The 15,951-nt window shown below is 75.3% G+C and carries 12 protein-coding genes and 5 tRNA genes; 13 read left to right on the top strand and 4 right to left on the bottom strand.

Annotated elements, in window-relative coordinates; all coding sequences use genetic code 11:
• Positions 1 to 35: 35 nt before the first annotated feature.
• The 3 genes from ACF1ED_RS28755 to ACF1ED_RS28745 form a co-directional block, all read right to left on the bottom strand.
• Positions 36 to 109, bottom strand: a tRNA-Phe gene (locus ACF1ED_RS28755).
• A 22-nt stretch (positions 110 to 131) separates the two neighbouring features.
• Positions 132 to 205: transfer RNA gene (locus ACF1ED_RS28750), tRNA-Asp, on the bottom strand.
• Between the two features lie 40 nt (positions 206 to 245).
• Positions 246 to 318, bottom strand: a tRNA-Glu gene (locus ACF1ED_RS28745).
• Between the two features lie 105 nt (positions 319 to 423).
• Between ACF1ED_RS28745 and ACF1ED_RS28740 the strand changes: the two genes are divergently transcribed.
• The 7 genes from ACF1ED_RS28740 to ACF1ED_RS28710 all read left to right on the top strand — a co-directional run bounded on the left by ACF1ED_RS28740 (position 424) and on the right by ACF1ED_RS28710 (position 10,051).
• Positions 424 to 774, top strand: a complete 351-nt coding sequence (locus tag ACF1ED_RS28740) for a metallopeptidase family protein (protein ID WP_043224744.1) — start codon at positions 424 to 426, stop codon at positions 772 to 774.
• A 154-nt stretch (positions 775 to 928) separates the two neighbouring features.
• The gene (locus ACF1ED_RS28735; protein WP_391765315.1) at positions 929 to 1,669 is read left to right on the top strand and encodes a hypothetical protein; all 741 of its coding nucleotides are present in this window, start codon (positions 929 to 931) and stop codon (positions 1,667 to 1,669) included.
• A 212-nt stretch (positions 1,670 to 1,881) separates the two neighbouring features.
• The gene (locus ACF1ED_RS28730; RefSeq protein ID WP_391765314.1) at positions 1,882 to 4,194 is read left to right on the top strand and encodes a DEAD/DEAH box helicase; all 2,313 of its coding nucleotides are present in this window, start codon (positions 1,882 to 1,884) and stop codon (positions 4,192 to 4,194) included.
• A 210-nt stretch (positions 4,195 to 4,404) separates the two neighbouring features.
• Positions 4,405 to 7,518: a FlgD immunoglobulin-like domain containing protein gene (locus tag ACF1ED_RS28725; protein WP_391765312.1), complete on the top strand. Its 3,114-nt coding sequence runs from the start codon at positions 4,405 to 4,407 to the stop codon at positions 7,516 to 7,518.
• 103 nt (positions 7,519 to 7,621) lie between these two features.
• Positions 7,622 to 7,694: transfer RNA gene (locus ACF1ED_RS28720), tRNA-Lys, on the top strand.
• Between the two features lie 222 nt (positions 7,695 to 7,916).
• Positions 7,917 to 9,368, top strand: a complete 1,452-nt coding sequence (locus ACF1ED_RS28715; RefSeq protein ID WP_391765310.1) for a diacylglycerol/lipid kinase family protein — start codon at positions 7,917 to 7,919, stop codon at positions 9,366 to 9,368.
• Positions 9,365 to 10,051, top strand: coding sequence for a phosphatase PAP2 family protein (locus ACF1ED_RS28710; RefSeq protein ID WP_391765308.1), 687 nt, complete (start codon positions 9,365 to 9,367; stop codon positions 10,049 to 10,051). The genes ACF1ED_RS28715 and ACF1ED_RS28710 overlap by 4 nt, the downstream gene beginning before the upstream one ends.
• Positions 10,052 to 10,082: 31 nt before the next feature.
• Here the strand turns inward: ACF1ED_RS28710 and ACF1ED_RS28705 are convergent, their stop codons facing one another.
• Positions 10,083 to 11,084 carry a sigma-70 family RNA polymerase sigma factor gene (locus ACF1ED_RS28705; RefSeq protein WP_391765306.1) on the bottom strand — a complete coding sequence of 334 codons (1,002 nt, stop codon included), beginning with the start codon at positions 11,082 to 11,084 and terminating at the stop codon, positions 10,083 to 10,085.
• Positions 11,085 to 11,371: 287 nt separating this feature from the next.
• Between ACF1ED_RS28705 and ACF1ED_RS28700 the strand changes: the two genes are divergently transcribed.
• The 6 genes from ACF1ED_RS28700 (at position 11,372) to ACF1ED_RS28675 (ending at position 15,861) form a co-directional block, all read left to right on the top strand.
• The gene (locus ACF1ED_RS28700) at positions 11,372 to 11,866 is read left to right on the top strand and encodes a rhodanese-like domain-containing protein (RefSeq protein ID WP_391765304.1); all 495 of its coding nucleotides are present in this window, start codon (positions 11,372 to 11,374) and stop codon (positions 11,864 to 11,866) included.
• 50 nt (positions 11,867 to 11,916) lie between these two features.
• Positions 11,917 to 11,990: transfer RNA gene (locus ACF1ED_RS28695), tRNA-Met, on the top strand.
• A gap of 184 nt (positions 11,991 to 12,174) precedes the next feature.
• Positions 12,175 to 12,915, top strand: a complete 741-nt coding sequence (locus ACF1ED_RS28690; RefSeq protein WP_391765302.1) for a MerR family transcriptional regulator — start codon at positions 12,175 to 12,177, stop codon at positions 12,913 to 12,915.
• A 134-nt stretch (positions 12,916 to 13,049) separates the two neighbouring features.
• Positions 13,050 to 13,472 (top strand): hypothetical protein, encoded by a 423-nt coding sequence (locus ACF1ED_RS28685; protein ID WP_391765300.1) that lies wholly within the window; start codon positions 13,050 to 13,052, stop codon positions 13,470 to 13,472.
• Between the two features lie 86 nt (positions 13,473 to 13,558).
• Positions 13,559 to 14,611 carry a PLP-dependent cysteine synthase family protein gene (locus ACF1ED_RS28680; protein ID WP_391765298.1) on the top strand — a complete coding sequence of 351 codons (1,053 nt, stop codon included), beginning with the start codon at positions 13,559 to 13,561 and terminating at the stop codon, positions 14,609 to 14,611.
• Positions 14,608 to 15,861, top strand: coding sequence for an MFS transporter (locus ACF1ED_RS28675; protein ID WP_391765296.1), 1,254 nt, complete (start codon positions 14,608 to 14,610; stop codon positions 15,859 to 15,861). Before ACF1ED_RS28680 ends, ACF1ED_RS28675 begins: the two co-directional genes overlap by 4 nt.
• Positions 15,862 to 15,951: the final 90 nt, after the last annotated feature.

Genomic DNA, 15,951 nt, shown 5'->3' with positions numbered 1-15,951 from the left:
GGGCCCCGCTCTCACGAACGGGGCCCTTCTCGCTGTGGCTGGGGCCGGGGTCGAACCGGCGACCTATCGCTTTTCAGGCGATCGCTCGTACCAACTGAGCTACCCAGCCACGAAGCTGTTTCCAGCTTCGGCGACTCTGACGGGACTTGAACCCGCGACCTCCACCTTGACAGGGTGGCGAGCTAACCAACTGCTCCACAGAGCCTTGCTTGTGTACGAGCACTAGTCTCGCACACGGTTGTGCGTGCCCCCAACGGGATTCGAACCCGTGCTACCGCCTTGAAAGGGCGGCGTCCTGGGCCACTAGACGATGAGGGCTAACGGCCCCACCTGGGCGCTTCTCAGCGCGTCGGGGACGTGAGAAGCATATGGGATGGCGGGCGGTATCGCCAAAACGGTTTCCGCCGGAGGGAGAATGGGCCCGTGCTGGAGATGACGCGCGAGGAGTTCGAGGAGCTTGTCGGCGAGGCCCTGGACCGGATCCCGCCGGAGCTGACGCGGCTGATGGACAACGTGGCGGTGTTCGTGGAGGACGAGCCCTCTCCGGACGATCCCGAGCTGCTCGGGCTCTACGAGGGGACGCCGCTGACCGAGCGGGGCGAGTGGTACGCGGGCGTGCTGCCCGACCGGATCACGATCTACCGGGGGCCGACGCTGCGGATGTGCGAGTCCCGGGAGGACGTGGTGGCCGAGACCGAGATCACCGTGGTCCACGAGATCGCCCACCACTTCGGCATCGACGACGAGCGGCTGCACGCGCTCGGCTACGGCTGAGCCGGCCGGCCCCCAGGGGGGGCGGGGACGGGGGCCGGGGCGGGCGGAGGGAACTCGAACAGGGGGCCGTCGCGCCGTGTCCCTTGCGGCGCCTGGGGAGTTGGGCAGGGGGACGCGTTCCTTCCCCGCCCTTATGTGTCCTGGAGGTGCCTCCGTGCGCCATTTCCCCACCCGCGTTCGATGGGCCGCCGCCGCCCTCGCGGTCGCCGCGTGCGCCGGTCTGAGCGGCTGTATGAGTGTCGGCGACGAGAGCGCCCGGCCGGCGCCGGGGGCGAGCGGGGGGAAGCCGGGGGCCTCGGCCGAGCCGGACGGCGGCGGCACCGGGGAGCCGGACGGCGGCGGGGGCGCGTACGGCGGCGGGCGCGGTGAGCGGCCCGGCGGCCCCGACGTGGCCGGCGGGGGCGGGAAGTCCCCGGTGCCGAGCGGTTCGCCCTCCGCCTCCGCCTCGCCCTCCGCGGGCGCGCGGACCCCGGTGCCGGGCGAGCCCGGCGGGGCCCTGCCCTCCAGGACGCCGCCCGCGGGCGGCGCGGACGCCGGCGGTCACGCCGGGACGGGCGGCGCGGACGGGGGCGCGGCGGGCGGCGGGGACGCGGGCGGGGACGGCGGCAGCGGGGGCAGCGGGAGCGGCGGCGGGGACGGCGGCGGCACGGGCGGGACCGGCGGCGAGGCGGGAGGCGCGCCGGGCGGGGGCGGGGGCACCCCGTCCCCGGAGCCCACGGCGGAGCCGACCCCGACCCAGGAGCCGACCCAGGAGCCGACTCCGGAGCCCACGCCCGAGCCCACTTCGAACCCCACCGATCCGCCGAGCGAGGGGCCCTCGACCCAGCTGGGAGGGCTGCGGGCGGCCGGGGCGGCCACCGAACCGGCGGCATCGCCGCAGGTCAGCCCGGTGTGAGACGTGGATCACCCCGGTCGGTTTGCCAGCGGTGGGGGTGAGTGCGTATGGTGGTAGATCGTTTGATCCCATTTGCCCGGCGCCACCATCGAAGAGCGCCGTGACTGGCGCGTACTCTCCCTTGCCGTGGCTGACCGCATTGAGGCGGTCTTTAAGGCGAAACACGGAGTTGACGGGCGCGTGCCGAGACTCCGGAAGGTTTCGCATTTCGCATGTCCATTTCCAGTTCTGACCACACCGTCATGCCCGAGAACGACGAGATCACCGAGATCGTCGAGCTGGCCGACGACGCGGAGATCACCGACGAGGCCGTCGAGGCCCTCGACGCCGAGCTCTCCGACGCGGCCGACGAGGCCGACGACACCGACCAGGCCCCCGAGATCACCTTCGGTGACCTGGGTCTGCCCGAGGGCGTCGTCCGCAAGCTCGCGCAGAACGGCGTGACCACCCCCTTCCCGATCCAGGCGGCGACCATCCCGGACGCCCTGGCCGGCAAGGACATCCTGGGCCGGGGCCGCACCGGCTCCGGCAAGACCCTCTCCTTCGGCCTCCCGCTGCTCGCCACCCTGTCCGGCGGCCAGACCGAGAAGAAGAAGCCCCGCGGCGTCATCCTCACCCCGACCCGTGAGCTCGCGATGCAGGTCGCGGACGCCCTCCAGCCCTACGGCGACGTGCTCGGCCTCAAGATGAAGGTCGTCTGCGGCGGTACGTCGATGGGCAACCAGATCTACGCCCTGGAGCGCGGCGTCGACATCCTCGTCGCCACCCCGGGCCGTCTGCGCGACATCATCAACCGGGGCGCCTGCTCCCTGGAGCAGGTCCAGATCGCCGTCCTCGACGAGGCCGACCAGATGGCCGACCTGGGCTTCCTGCCCGAGGTCACCGAGCTGCTCGACCAGGTCCCGGCCGGCGGCCAGCGCCTCCTCTTCTCCGCCACCCTGGAGAACGAGATCGACAGCCTGGTCAAGCGCTACCTGGTGAACCCGGTCACGCACGAGGTCGACCCCTCGGCCGGCGCCGTGACGACCATGACCCACCACGTCCTCGTCGTGAAGCCGAAGGACAAGGCCCCGGTCACCGCCGCCATCGCCGCGCGCAAGGGCCGCACCATCATCTTCGTCCGCACCCAGCTGGGCGCCGACCGCATCGCGGAGCAGCTGCGCGACGCCGGTGTGAAGGCCGACGCCCTGCACGGCGGCATGACCCAGGGCGCCCGCACCCGCACCCTGGCGGACTTCAAGGACGGCTACGTCAACGCGCTCGTCGCGACCGACGTCGCCGCCCGCGGCATCCACGTCGACGGCATCGACCTGGTCCTGAACGTGGACCCGGCCGGCGACCACAAGGACTACCTGCACCGCTCGGGCCGCACCGCCCGCGCCGGCCGCTCCGGTGTCGTGGTCTCCCTGGCCCTGCCGCACCAGCGCCGCCAGATCTTCCGCCTGATGGAGGACGCGGGCGTCGACGCCACGCGCCACATCGTCGGCGGCGCCGGCGCCTTCGACCCCGAGGTCGCCGAGATCACCGGCGCCCGTTCGCTGACCGAGGTCCAGGCCGACTCCGCGAACAACTCGGCCAAGCAGGCCGAGCGCGAGGTCGTCGACCTGACCAAGCAGCTGGAGCGCCTCCAGCGCCGCGCCGTCGAGCTCCGCGAGGAGGCCGACCGCCTCGTCGCCCAGGCCGCCCGCGAGCGCGGCGAGGACCCGGACTCGGCCGTCGCCGAGGTGACCGAGGCCGCCGAGGCCGAGGTCGCCGCCGCCGCTGCCGAGGCCGAGCGCGCCGCCCGCGAGGAGCAGCGCCGCGAGGAGCGCCCGGCCCGCGACGAGCGGGGCAACTACGAGCGCCGTGACCGCGGTGGCTTCAACCGTGACGACCGCGGTGACCGCGGCGGCTTCCGCGGTGGCGACCGTGGCGGTGACCGCGGTGGCTTCCGTCGCGACAACGACCGTCCGTCCGGCGGCTTCCGCCGTGACGACCGTCCGTCGGGCGGCTTCAACCGTGACGACCGCGGTGGCGACCGTGGCGGCTTCCGTCGCGACGACCGTCCGTCGGGCGGTTTCCGTCGGGACAACGACCGTCCCTCGGGCGGCTTCCGTGACCGTGACGACCGCGGTGGCGACCGTGGCGGCTTCCGCCGCGACGACCGTCCGTCCGGTGGTTTCCGTCGGGACAACGACCGTCCGTCGGGCGGCTTCCGTGACCGTGACGACCGCGGTGGCGACCGTGGCGGTGACCGTGGCGGCTTCCGTCGCGACGACCGTCCGTCCGGCGGCTTCCGCCGGGACAACGACCGTCCCTCGGGCGGCTTCCGCCGCGACGACCGTCCGTCCGGTGGCTTCCGCCGCGACAACGACCGTCCGTTCAACCGCGACCGCCGCGACGACCGTCCCTCGGGCGGCTTCCGCCGCGACGACCGCCCGTCCGGCGGCTTCCGTCGCGACGACCACCGCCCGTCCGGTTCCTCCTCCTCTTCCTTCGGGGGCGGCCGCCGCGACGACAAGCCCCGCTGGAAGCGCAACGGCTGACCTGGCGTGACCCGCTGACACAGGGCCCGTACGAGCACTCCGTGCCGTACGGGCCCTGTGCCGTGCGGAGAGGTTTCCGCGAAGGCCCGCCCCCGGACGTACAACCGTCACGGGGCCGGGCCCGTCTCGTACATGGACGCGGGATACGCTCGCCCGTCCGGTGTCCATGTCCTGTCGCACCGATGGATCACCTCCCGGGGAGGGGCCTCCTTGTACCGCACCGCATCCGCGCCACGCTCCCGCGCGCGCGTCGTCCTGCTCGCCGCCGTCCTGGCGGCCGCCGGGGCGGGGCTCGCGCCCGTCACCGCGCCCGTCGCGCTCGCCGCGCCCGGGGCGCCGGTGGTCGGCATCGACCAGCTGGACATCGATCCGGACTGGCGGGCCGTGCCCCGGGGCGAGGTCGTCACCTCCGTCTCGGCGTCCGGCTACGCGCACGCGACCGAGGACGGGAGCGACCTCACCGACGACCCGCTGGTGTGGACGGACTTCGCGAGCGGCACCGACACCCGGCTCGGGTACGCGGCGCACGAGTGGTTCGGCGAGGCCGGGATCGGCGGCCGGTACGCGTACCTGGAGCCGGCCCCGGGCACGTACGCGGTCCGCGACCTCGCCACCGGCGTCCAGCGGGCCTTCACCCTGCCGTCGGACACCACCTACGCGGGTCTCCTCGGCGGGACCGTGCTCCTCCGCAAGGGGGCCGGCTTCCAGCTGGTGTCCGCCGCCGCGCCCGCCGGCACCCCGACCGCCGTCACCGGCTGGCCCGGCGACGCGGACCTGTCCACCGCACGGCTCGTCGCGGGCGACGGGTCCACCGCGGTCATCCGCTTCGCGACGGCCGGCGAGGACCCGTACACCTTCACCCGGCTGGGCCTCGTCGACCTCGGGACCGGTCAGGTCACCGCCGTGCGGGCGACCACGCCCACCGGCAGCGGCGGCGGACTCGCGCCCGTCGCCCTCAGCGCGGACCGGCTCGCCTGGGTGGACGCCGCCCGCACCGTGCACGTCCGCCTCCGCACCGACCCGTCCGGCGCGGAGCGCACCTTCCCGCTCCCCGACGGCCTCGACGGCGGCGGCCGGATCGGTCTCGTCGGCGAGTGGGTGCTCGCCGCCGGCCAGGCCCAGGGCGCGGACGCGGCGCTGCGGCGGCGGATCGTCGCCCTCCACCCGGACAAGCCGGAGGTGACGCTCCTCCAGCGGGCCCAGGCCGAGATCAACCAGGCCGGCGGGGACGCCGCCGCCGTCGTCGGCGGCACCGGCGCGACCGACTGGTCGCTGCTCAAGGTGGTGCCCGGCAAGGACGGCACGCCGCTCCTGGAGAAGCTCGCCGCGCCCGTGCCGCCGGTGCCCGCCGCCGTGGAGTCCCTGGCGCTCGGCGCCGGACGGCTCTCCACCCTGGAGGACGGCGGCGCGGCCGGCCGAGGCTTCGCCGAGCGGTCCCTGCCCGTCGGCCCGCTGCACACCGGCCAGTCGAAGCCGGTCCGGCTCGGCACCGGGACGCAGGGCGTGGACCCGGGCACCCCGCTCCTCGACAGCGGCGACGGCCGGACCGTCCACCTCGCGAAGGACGCCGGCACCTGGCAGGTCGTCGCCCGGAAGGCATCGGGCCAGGTGACCCGGGTGCCGACCGGGGAGGCCCGCGGGCAGATCGCCGACGCCTTCGGGCGGTGGGCGGTCTTCCAGGGCGACACCCGGACCCTCGTCGTCGACCTCGACGCACCCGCCGGCGGCACCCAGATCCCGCACCGCCTGACGCGGACGGCCGCGGCCGTCTGGGGCGACACCCTCTTCACCACGACGGCCGTGACCGGCGAGGTCGCCCGGACCGACCTCGCCACCGGCAAGGACCTCGGCAAGCTCACCGGCGTCGCCCCGTGCCCCGTGACCGAGTACCAGGCGGCCGCCGGCCGCTGGCTGTACTGGACGTGCGCCGACGGCCGGCAGGGCGTCCACGACCTCCGCACCCGGACGAAGACCGACCTCGGCACCAGGGCGCCGAGCGGGGTCCTGCTCGGCGACGGCTACGTCGTGGACCGCGAGCCGGGCGGCAGCAGGCTGCGCGTCACCGACGTCCGCGCCGGGCAGGCCCGGACCGGCCTCCTCGACGCCGCGGCGCCCGTCACCGGCGAACGCCGCGTCACCTGGACCGTCGACCGCTTCGGCGGTGCCGTGGCCTACCGGAGCGCCGACCAGCGGGTGCACGCCGTCTGGACCGACGTGCCCGCCTCCGACCTGACCGCCGCCTCCGCCTCCGTCCCGGCCGGGCTGCGGATGCCGGGGAGCTGGCAGGCGTCCTGGACGCTGTCCAAGCCCGCCTCGTCCTACGAGGCGAGGGTGCTGAACGGGTACAGCTTCAAGCCCGTGCGGACCTACCGGGGGGCGGAGACGCGCGGGCGGATCGCCCTCGCCTGGGACGGGCGGGACGCGGCGGGCGTGCCCGTGCCGAACGGGCGGTACGTCTGGGAGGTGCGCGCCCTCACCGCCGACGGCAAGGGCCGCGACCTGTACGCCTCCGGCTCGTTCACGGTCTCCGGCAGCCGGCCCGCCTTCCGCGACCTCGCGGGGAACGACGCCCAGGGAGACCTCCTCGCCGTCGACACGGCCGGGGCCGTCTCGCTCTACCGCGGCAACGGCCTCGGCGGCCTCTCCGCCCGCACCACCGCCTCCGGCGCGGCCTTCCCTTCCGGCACCCTCCTCGTGCCCTTCGGCGACGTGAACGCGGACAGCTGCGCCGACGTCCTCGGCCGCGTCGGGAACGAACTGCGCGCCTACCGGCCGGGCTGCGGCAAGGTCGTGACGGCCTCCTCGCCGTACACCGCCATCGGCGCCGGCTGGGCCCAGTACGACGTGCTGACCTCGCCCGGCGACGTCAACGGCGACGGGTACGCCGACCTGATCGCGCGCCAGACCACCACCGGCGACATGTACTTCTACGCCGGCACCGCCGACCACCGCCTCAAGTCCCGCCTCAGGATCGGCGTCGACTGGAGGCTCTACAAGCGGATCACCGGTGCGGGTGACCTCGACGGCGACGGCCGCGGCGACCTCCTCGGCGTCGACGCCGCGGGCGTCCTCTGGTCCTACTACGGCACCCCGTCCGGCGGCGTCACCGCGCGCGTGCGGGTCGGCGGCGGCTGGCAGGCGTACACCGCCCTCCAGGGCGTCGGCGACCTCGACGGCGACGGCGACGGCGACCTCGTCGCCCGCGACTCCTCCGGCCGCCTCCACGCCTACTACAGCTACGCCCAGGGCCGCACCACCGCCCCCTTCGCCCCCCGCGAGCTCATCGGCACCGGCGGCTGGAACACCTTCCGCGCCCTCTTCTGACCACCCCGCGCCGCGCCCCCGCCCGGGGCGCGGCGCGGCGGGATCCGATACCCGATCGGTTCCCCGGGCCCGTCCCGCTATGCTGCACGGAGTGCTCGCACACGGGCCGTTAGCTCAATTGGCAGAGCAGTGGACTTTTAATCCATTGGTTGTGGGTTCGAGTCCCACACGGCCTACCGACACCCGAAGCGCCCCGCCGGAACCCCCGGCCGGGGCGCTTCGTCGTTCTCCGTAGCGGGGGGCGGGGGCGGGAGGTGTCGCGGGGTGATCCGTGTCTCATGGTGCGGGTTCGTGCCTGACCCGGTGTCACCGGCGTGATGATCTTCCGTCGAACGGCTGCTTCCACGGGGTGACCCGGGGCAGCCTGGGGGAGTCTGGGAAGGACGGAGGTGGGGTCGGTGACCGGGGACACGCGGTGGTGGGACGGCGGTTCGGGTGGGGGTGCCCGGAGGGCCGCGGACGCGGCGCGGGACCTGGCGCGGTGGGCGCTGGCCGCGGCGGGGGCGGCGGTGGTCGTGCTGCTGCTGGCGCTGAGGGGCGGCGGGCTGCTGGTGCTGCTCAGCGGGGTGGTGGGGCTCGTGGCGGGGGCCGTGGGGCTGTGGTGGTTCGTCGCGCACCGGGGGCCGCTGCGGGTCGCGGGGGCGGTGCTGCTGGTGGGGGCGCCGGTCGCGGTGCTCGTGCTGTACGTGGTCGGCGGGCTGTGGGTCTTCGCGCTGGCCGCCCTCGGGCTGTGGGGCGTCGCCCTGGGGTGTGCGCGGACCGCGCTGCGCAAGCCGGGCGAGGTGCCCGACGGGCCCGCGCCGGCCGTGGCCGCCGCCCGGCCCCGGAACGCCGTACTGATCATGAACCCGAAGTCCGGCGGCGGGAAGGTCGGGCGCTTCGGCCTCGTCGGCAAGGCCGAACGGCTGGGCGCCCGGGTCGTGCTGCTCGACCCGTCCGCCCCCGCCGACGTCACGGCGCTCGCCAGGAAGGCCGTCGCGGACGGCGCGGACCTGCTCGGGGTCGCGGGCGGCGACGGCACCCAGGCCCTGGTCGCGGCGGTCGCCGCCGAGCACGACCTGCCGTTCCTGGTGGTCTCCGCCGGCACCCGCAACCACTTCGCCATGGACCTCGGACTCGACCGGAACGACCCGGCGGCCTGCCTGGAGGCGCTCACCGACGGCGAGGAGCTCCGCGTCGACCTCGGCGACGTCGCCGGCCGGCCGTTCGTCAACACCGTCTCCTTCGGGGTGTACGCGGACGTGGTGCAGCGGCCGGAGTACCGCGACGCCAAGGCGGAGACCGCGTTCGAGGTGCTGCCCGACCTGCTCCGGGGCGGCCTGGGCGACCGCCTCGACGCGACCGCCGACGCCACCCGGCTGCCGGGCCAGCAGGCGATCCTGGTGAGCAACAACCCGTACGCCGCGCCCGATCCGTTCGGCGCGGGCGCCGGGCACCGCACCCGTCTGGACAGCGGGAGGCTCGGGGTCGTCGGCATCCGGGTGGACGGTGCGGCGCACGCCGCCGAACTGGCCGTGCTCGGCACCCAGTCCACCGCGCTCAACGTCCTGACCGCGCGGCGCGTCGAAGTCCACGGAGGGGTCACCAACGCCGGCGTGCCGAAGGCGGAGGGGACCGTGCCGGTGGCCGTGGACGGGGAGGCGCTCGTCCTGCCCACCCCGGTCGTGTGCGAACTGCGGCCGGGCGCCCTGCGGGTGCTGGTTCCGCGCGCCCGGCCGGGAGTGGTTCCGCCGCCCCCGCCGTTGGACTGGCGGCGGATCATCCGGCTCGCCTTCCCGGACCAGTACGGTTCCGGCCCTTCGAACCGTCCGAGGACCCCGTCCGAAGACCCCTACAGGAGTGGCGCATGAGTGACGAGAGCACGTACGAGGCCGGCCCCGGGCCCGGTGAGGGGCGGCGGGACGCGTCCACCGCCCCGGCGGCCGGGCCGGGGCGGCTGCGGGACCGGTCGCGGGCCGCGGTCTTCACCGGCAGGGCCGTGCTGCACGACCTGCGGGCCGTGGACGGCGCCGTGTACGCGGCGGTGGCCGCCACGCCGACGCCCGCCCTGGACGTGGGCCTGCGCCGGCTGTCGAACGCCGCCGACCACTCGAAGATCTCCTTCGCCGTCGCCGCCGCCCTCGCCCTCTTCCCGGGCCGGCCGCGCCGCGCGGCGCTCGCGGGCGTCGGCGCGATCGCGATCGCCTCCGCCTCGGCGAACGTCCTCGGCAAGCGGCTGGTCCGCCGGCCGCGCCCGGACCGGGAGGCGGCCCGGGTGGTCGCGGGCCGGCACGTCCCGATGCCGGAGTCGGCCTCCTTCCCGTCCGGCCACACCGCCTCCGCGGTCGCCTTCGCCACCGCCGCGGGCGTGGCGCTGCCGCCCGCGGCGGTGCCGCTGGGGCTGCTCGCCTCGGCGGTCGGCTACTCCCGCGTCCACACCGGGGTCCACTACCCCGGCGACGTGGCCGCGGGCGCCGTCCTCGGGCTCGCCAGCGGCGCCGCCTCCCTGGCCCTCGGCGCGTCGCTGCTGAAGCGCCGCGTGGCCGCCGGCTGACGCGGTCGCGGGAGTCCGCGCCCCCGGCGGGTCAGTCCGGGTAGACGGCGCGGTCCAGGGCCTCCTGGGGGATGCCCAGGGCGGCGACGCGGTCCGGGTCGGCCAGGACGTGCAGCTGGACGATGCGCTCGCCGACGATGGTGAAGGCCATGAGCGCGGTCGGCTTGCCGTCGACGACCGACAGGACGGCCGGCCGGCCGTTGACGACGATCGGCAACGACGCCTTGCGGAAGCTCGCGTACATGACGGCCTGCCGGATGATCGCCTCGGCGCCGCGGACCACCTTGGAGGTGCCGGCCAGGAGCACCCCGCCGTCGGCGCGCAGCACCGCGTCCGGGTCGAGGACGGCGAGCAGCCCCTCGAAGTCGCCGCCCTGGGAGGCGGCGAGGAAGGCGTCGGCGATCTCCCGCTGGCGGCGCGCGTCGGGGCCGGGCCCCGGGTCGGCGTCCTGGACGCGGCGCCGCGCCCGGCTGGCCAGCTGCCGGGTCGCCGCCGGCGTGCGGTCCACGATCCGCGCGATCTCGTCGAAGGAGACGGCGAACATGTCGTGCAGCACGAAGGCGAGCCGCTCGGCCGGGGCGAGGGTCTCCAGCACGATGAGGAGCGCGAGGCCGACCGACTCGGTCAGTTCGGCGGCGTGCTCCGGGTCGCCGGCGCCGGGGACGTGCACGACCGGGTCGGGGACGAAGTGGTCGAGCGGGTCCTCGCGGCGGGAGCCGCGCGAGCGCAGCATGTCCAGGCAGACCCGGCCGATGACCGTGGTGAGCCAGCCGGTGAGGTTGGCGACCCCGCTCACGTCGGTGCGGCTGAGCTTGAACCAGGTCTCCTGGACCGCGTCCTCCGCCTCGCTGAGCGAGCCGAGCATGCGGTAGGCGACGGCCCGCAGGTGTCCGCGGTCGGCGTCGAAGCGGCGCGCCAGCGCGTCCGTGCCGGACCCGCCCTCTCCGGGTCCGCCCTTTCCGGACTCGCCCTTCCCGGGCCCGCCCTTTCCGGACTCGCCCTTTCCGGCCCGCTCCACCGTGCTGTCGTCCATCCGTCGGTCTCCCCCTTCGCGTCCCGTCATGCCTTCATGACGGATCAGGATCCACGGGTGTGACAGCGGGACGAGGGCGGCACGCGCGCGTGGGCCGCGCGTACGGCTCGGGCCGCTCCCCGCGCGTACGGCTCCCGCCGCTCCCGCCGCTCCCGCCGCTCCCACCGGTCTCGGCCCGTGAGATCCACGCCGTCCGGAGCGCATCGCCAGGGTTTCCCCGGCCGAGAGTCGTGAGGGCCGTGGAACGTCCCTTCAGTGCGCTGATCACCATCCGTAGATTGATCACCATGACGACGACAGGCACCCAGGTCAACCCCGTACTGCGCACCCCGCCGGCCCCGCCCGCCGCCGCGGCCGCCTACTTCTCCGCCAGCCTCGCCTTCCACGCGGACGTCTCCGACGTGGCCTCCGCCCTGGCCACCGCCCGGACCAACGGGACCGACCCCGGCTTCGTGGTGATCGACACCCGCTCGACCGCCTCCTGGGACCAGGGGCACGTCCCCGGGGCCGTCCACCTCCCCACCGCGCTCGTCCCCGAGCAGGCGGAGCGGCTCCTCGACAGGGCCGTGCCGGTCGTCACGTACTGCTGGGGCCCCGGCTGCAACGGCGCCACGCGCGCGGCGCTCGCCCTCGCCGAGCTGGGCTTCCAGGTGAAGGAGATGCTCGGCGGCTTCGAGTACTGGGCGCGCGAGGGCTTCGCGTACGAGACCTGGGAGGGTCCGGCGCGGCGGGCCGCGGACCCGCTGACGGCCCCGGTCGGCGCCGAGGACTGCGGCTGCTGAGGAACCGATTTCGCTTTCCGCCGCCCATGCCGTAAGGTCATATTCACCGACGCGGGGTGGAGCAGCTCGGTAGCTCGCTGGGCTCATAACCCAGAGGTCGCAGGTTCAAATCCTGTCCCCGCTACTCAGTAGCCCGAAGGCCCGGATCGTCTCCAGACGATCCGGGCCTTCGGCGTTCCCGGACCCACTGTTCCCGGCCCACTGTTCCCGGCGCGCCGGTTTCGGACTCGCCGTTCCCGGACCCGCCGGTTTCGGGCGCCCGGTTCCGGGTTGACCTTTACGCAACGTCAAGTTCTACCGTTCTCGGCATGGAGTGGTCGATCCAGGAGATCGCCAGGAAGGCCGGCACCACCAGCCGCACGCTCCGCCACTACGGCGAGCTGGGGCTGCTGGAACCGAGCCGGATCGGTGCGAACGGTTACCGGTACTACGACCAGGCGGCGCTCGTCCGGCTGCAGCGGATCCTGCTGCTGCGCGAGCTCGGGCTCTCGCTGCCCGCCATCGCCGAGGTCCTCGAAGGCCAGCGGGACACCTCGGCCGCCCTGCGCACGCATCTGGCCCTCCTCCAGCAGGAGCGCGAGCGCATCGGGCGGCAGATCGAGGCCGTACGGACCACTCTCCACAAGACCGAGAGAGGAGAACGGCTCATGGCCGAGGAAGTCTTCGACGGCTTCGACCACACGGCGTACGAGGCGGAGGCCACCGAACGGTGGGGCCGCGAGGCGTACGAGCGGGGCGACCGCTGGTGGCGGTCGCTCGGCGAGGCCGAGAAGAAGGAGTTCATGGAGACGCAGGCCGGCATCGCCCGCGACTTCGGCGCCGCCGCCGCGGCCGGGCTCGCGGCGGACAGCGACGAGGTGCAGGCGCTGGCCCGGAGGCAGTACGAGTGGCTGTCGGTCACCACCACGCCGACGAAGGAGTACCTGATCGGGCTCGGCCGGATGTACGTGGACGACCCCAGGTTCACCAAGAACTACGACAAGCACGGCGAGGGCACCGCCGTCCTGGTGCGGGACGCCCTGACGGTGTGGGCCGAGCGGAACCTGTGAGGCCGGCGCCGCCCCCGCGCCCGAAGTGACCCGCGCCGCCCCCGGTGCCCGAAGTGAAGGGCGGCCGAAACCGTACCGGTCCGCGCCCGCCTCTTTGCGCGGGAGCGAACGCGGAAAGTAACGTCACGAGCGCCATGGGTGACGAGAGCGTGACGGCCGGACGAGGAGCAGCAGGAGGACGGGCGCCCGTCCTCCTGCTGCTCCTCGCGTTCCTCGCGCTCTTCGCGGGGCTCTGCCACGGAGCCCCCGGCCACCCGAAACCCGCCCCGCCGGGGCATCCGGCGACCGGCGCGGCCGTCGCCGTCGTCGGCCCCGCCCACGGGGCCGACCCGCACGGCTGCGGGGAGGACGGCGGCGGGCACTCCGCCGAGCTGCCGCTCCCCGCGCAGACGGCCGCCGCCCCGCAGCTCGACCCGCCGGGACCCGGCGCGGCCGTCGCCGCCGGGCACGCCGCCCCGCCGCCCGCGTCGGCGCGGCTCCGGCACGCGCGCACCCGGGCGGGGCCCTGCCCCGAGCCCGGACGGCTCCTCATCTCCCTCGGAGTGGACCGGAACTGAGACCGCCCCGTCGCCTCCCGCGACGGCCCGGCCCCTCCCTTCCCGCGCACCGCGCACCGCGCACCACCCACTCCGAGGACACAGCCATGCCTCCGCAGACCCCCCTGCTCTCCCCCGCGCACCCCACCGTCGGCAACACGCCCGTGCTGTGGACCGACGACGGCTACTGGGCCAAGCTCGAAGGCTTCAACGCCGGCGGCATCAAGGACCGCCCGGCGCTCCACATGGTCGAGGAGGCCCGCCGCCGGGGCGACCTGCGGCCCGGCGCCCCGATCGTCGAGTCGACCTCCGGCACCCTCGGGCTCGGCCTCGCCCTCGCCGGAGTGCTCCACGGGCACCCGGTGCACGTGGTCACCGACCCCGGTCTCGAGCCGATCGTCGAGCGGATGCTCGTCGCCCACGGCGCCACCGTCCACGCCGTCACCGAGCCGCACCCGCACGGTGGCTGGCAGCAGGCCCGCAAGGACCGGGTCGCCGAACTCCTCGCCCATCTCGACGGCGCCTGGTGGCCCGACCAGTACGGCAACCCCGACAACCCCGCCGCCTACGCCGGGCTCGCCGCCGAACTCTCCGGACAGCTCGACCGGATCGACGTCCTCGTCTGCGCGGTCGGCACCGGCGGCCACTCGGCCGGCATCGCCCGCGCGCTGCGCGCCACCAGCAGCCCCGCCCTGGAGCTCGTCGGCGTCGACTCGATCCGCTCCACCGTCTTCGGACTGCCCGCCGGGGAGCGGCTGATGCGCGGGCTCGGCTCCTCCATCCACCCGGCCAACGTCGACCACGCGGCCTTCGACGAGGTCCACTGGGTGGCCCCCGCCGAGGCGGTCCGTTCGGCCCGCAGGCTCGCCGCCCGCCAGTACGCCACCGGCGGCTGGAGCGTCGGCGCGGTCGCCCTCGTGGCCGGCTGGCTGGCCCGCACCCGCCCGCGGGGGACCCGGATCGCGGCCGTCTTCCCCGACGGCCCGCAGCGCTACTTCGACACCGTCTTCAACGACGCGTACTGCGCCGCCCACGGCCTCCTCGACGGACCCGTGCGCGACGAACCGGCCGCCTACGCGGGGCCGGAGGGCGTCGAGGCCTGGACCCGCAGGGTCCTGGACCGGACGGCGGCCGACCGGTGGGCGGGGGCGGCGCGTTGAGCACCACCACGGGCACCACGGCCGGGACCGTCCCGCCGTCCGGCGGGCCGTGGAAGCGGAGCCGCAGCTTCGACCCGGCCGTCCGGCTCCTCTTCCTCAACCAGCTCACCATCAACCTCGGCTTCTACATGCTGATGCCCTACCTGGCCGCCCATCTGTCCGGCGGGCTCGGCATGGCGGCCTGGGCGGTCGGGCTCGTCCTCGGCGTCCGGAACCTCTCCCAGCAGGGCATGTTCCTCGTCGGCGGGGCGCTCGCCGACCGGCTCGGCTTCAAGCCGCTCATCGTGGCCGGCTGCGCGCTGCGGACCGTCGGCTTCGGGGCGCTCGCCTTCGCCCAGTCGCTGCCGTTCCTGATCGCCGCCTCGCTCGCCACCGGCCTCGCGGGCGCGCTCTTCAACCCGGCCGTCCGCGCGTGCCTGGCGGCGGAGGCGGGGGAGGAGCGCCGGGTGGAGGCCTTCGCGCTGTTCAACGCCTACTACCAGGCGGGCATCCTGCTCGGCCCGCTGGCCGGGGTGGCGCTCACCGGGGTGTCGTTCCGGCTGACGTGCCTGGTCGCGGCCCTGCTCTTCCTGGGGCTGACCCTCGTCCAGCTGCGGCACCTGCCCGCCTCGGCGGGCGGCGGCCGGCCGCCGCGGAAGGACGGCGGGGACGGCGGGGACGGCGGGACCCGGGGCCAGCTGCGCACCGTCCTCGGCAACCGGGTCTTCTGGCTCTTCTCGCTCGCCATGACCGGCTCGTACGTCCTCTCCTTCCAGGTCTACCTGGCGCTGCCGCTCGCGGCGGGCGGCACGGGCGTGACGACCGCGCTCTTCGTGGTCTCCGCGCTCGTCGCGCTCACCGGGCAGCTGCGGATCACCGCCTGGTGCGCGGCCCGGCTCTCCCGCGAGCGGAGCCTCGTCCTCGGCCTGGCGCTGATGGGCGGCGCCTTCCTGCTGCCGGCCGCGCTCGGCCGGGGCACGCCGGCGCTGCTGCTGTGCGCGGCGGTCCTCGCGGTGGCGAACGCGGTGCTCTACCCGTACGAGATGGACACCGTCGTCGCCCTCTCCCGGGGGCGCTGGGTGGCCACCCACTACGGGCTCTACAACACCGTGTGCGGGATCGGCATCACCCTCGGGAACCTCGGTACGGGCGTGCTGCTCGACGTCACGGGCTGGACGGCGGTGCCGTGGCTGGCGCTCTGCGCCGTCGGCCTGGGCTGCGCGGCGGCGGTCGCGGCGCTGGGGAGGGGCGGGCGGCTCCGTACGGAGTGAGCGGGGGCGGCCACGGCGCCGGACCCGTCCGCGCGCCGCTCGCGTACGCCGGTCGGCCCCCCGCCGGTCGCCGCCCGGCGCCGGGGCGGG

Origin of the sequence: Streptomyces sp. NPDC014656 (genome assembly GCF_043084305.1) — a bacterium.
Lineage (GTDB): Bacteria > Actinomycetota > Actinomycetes > Streptomycetales > Streptomycetaceae > Streptomyces.
Note: the sequence above shows the minus strand (reverse complement) of the source record. Positions and strands in the feature narration are given on the sequence as shown.

Excerpts from the sequence above, each read along its gene's own strand:
- ACF1ED_RS28680 (WP_391765298.1), top strand. The coding sequence starts at position 13,559 with ATGCCTCCGCAGACCCCCCTGCTCTCCCCCGCGCACCCCACCGTCGGC.
- ACF1ED_RS28705 (WP_391765306.1), bottom strand. The coding sequence starts at position 11,084 with ATGGACGACAGCACGGTGGAGCGGGCCGGAAAGGGCGAGTCCGGAAAG.
- ACF1ED_RS28690 (WP_391765302.1), top strand. The coding sequence starts at position 12,175 with ATGGAGTGGTCGATCCAGGAGATCGCCAGGAAGGCCGGCACCACCAGC.
- ACF1ED_RS28710 (WP_391765308.1), top strand. The coding sequence starts at position 9,365 with ATGAGTGACGAGAGCACGTACGAGGCCGGCCCCGGGCCCGGTGAGGGG.
- ACF1ED_RS28685 (WP_391765300.1), top strand. The coding sequence starts at position 13,050 with ATGGGTGACGAGAGCGTGACGGCCGGACGAGGAGCAGCAGGAGGACGG.
- ACF1ED_RS28700 (WP_391765304.1), top strand. The coding sequence starts at position 11,372 with ATGACGACGACAGGCACCCAGGTCAACCCCGTACTGCGCACCCCGCCG.
- ACF1ED_RS28730 (WP_391765314.1), top strand. The coding sequence starts at position 1,882 with ATGTCCATTTCCAGTTCTGACCACACCGTCATGCCCGAGAACGACGAG.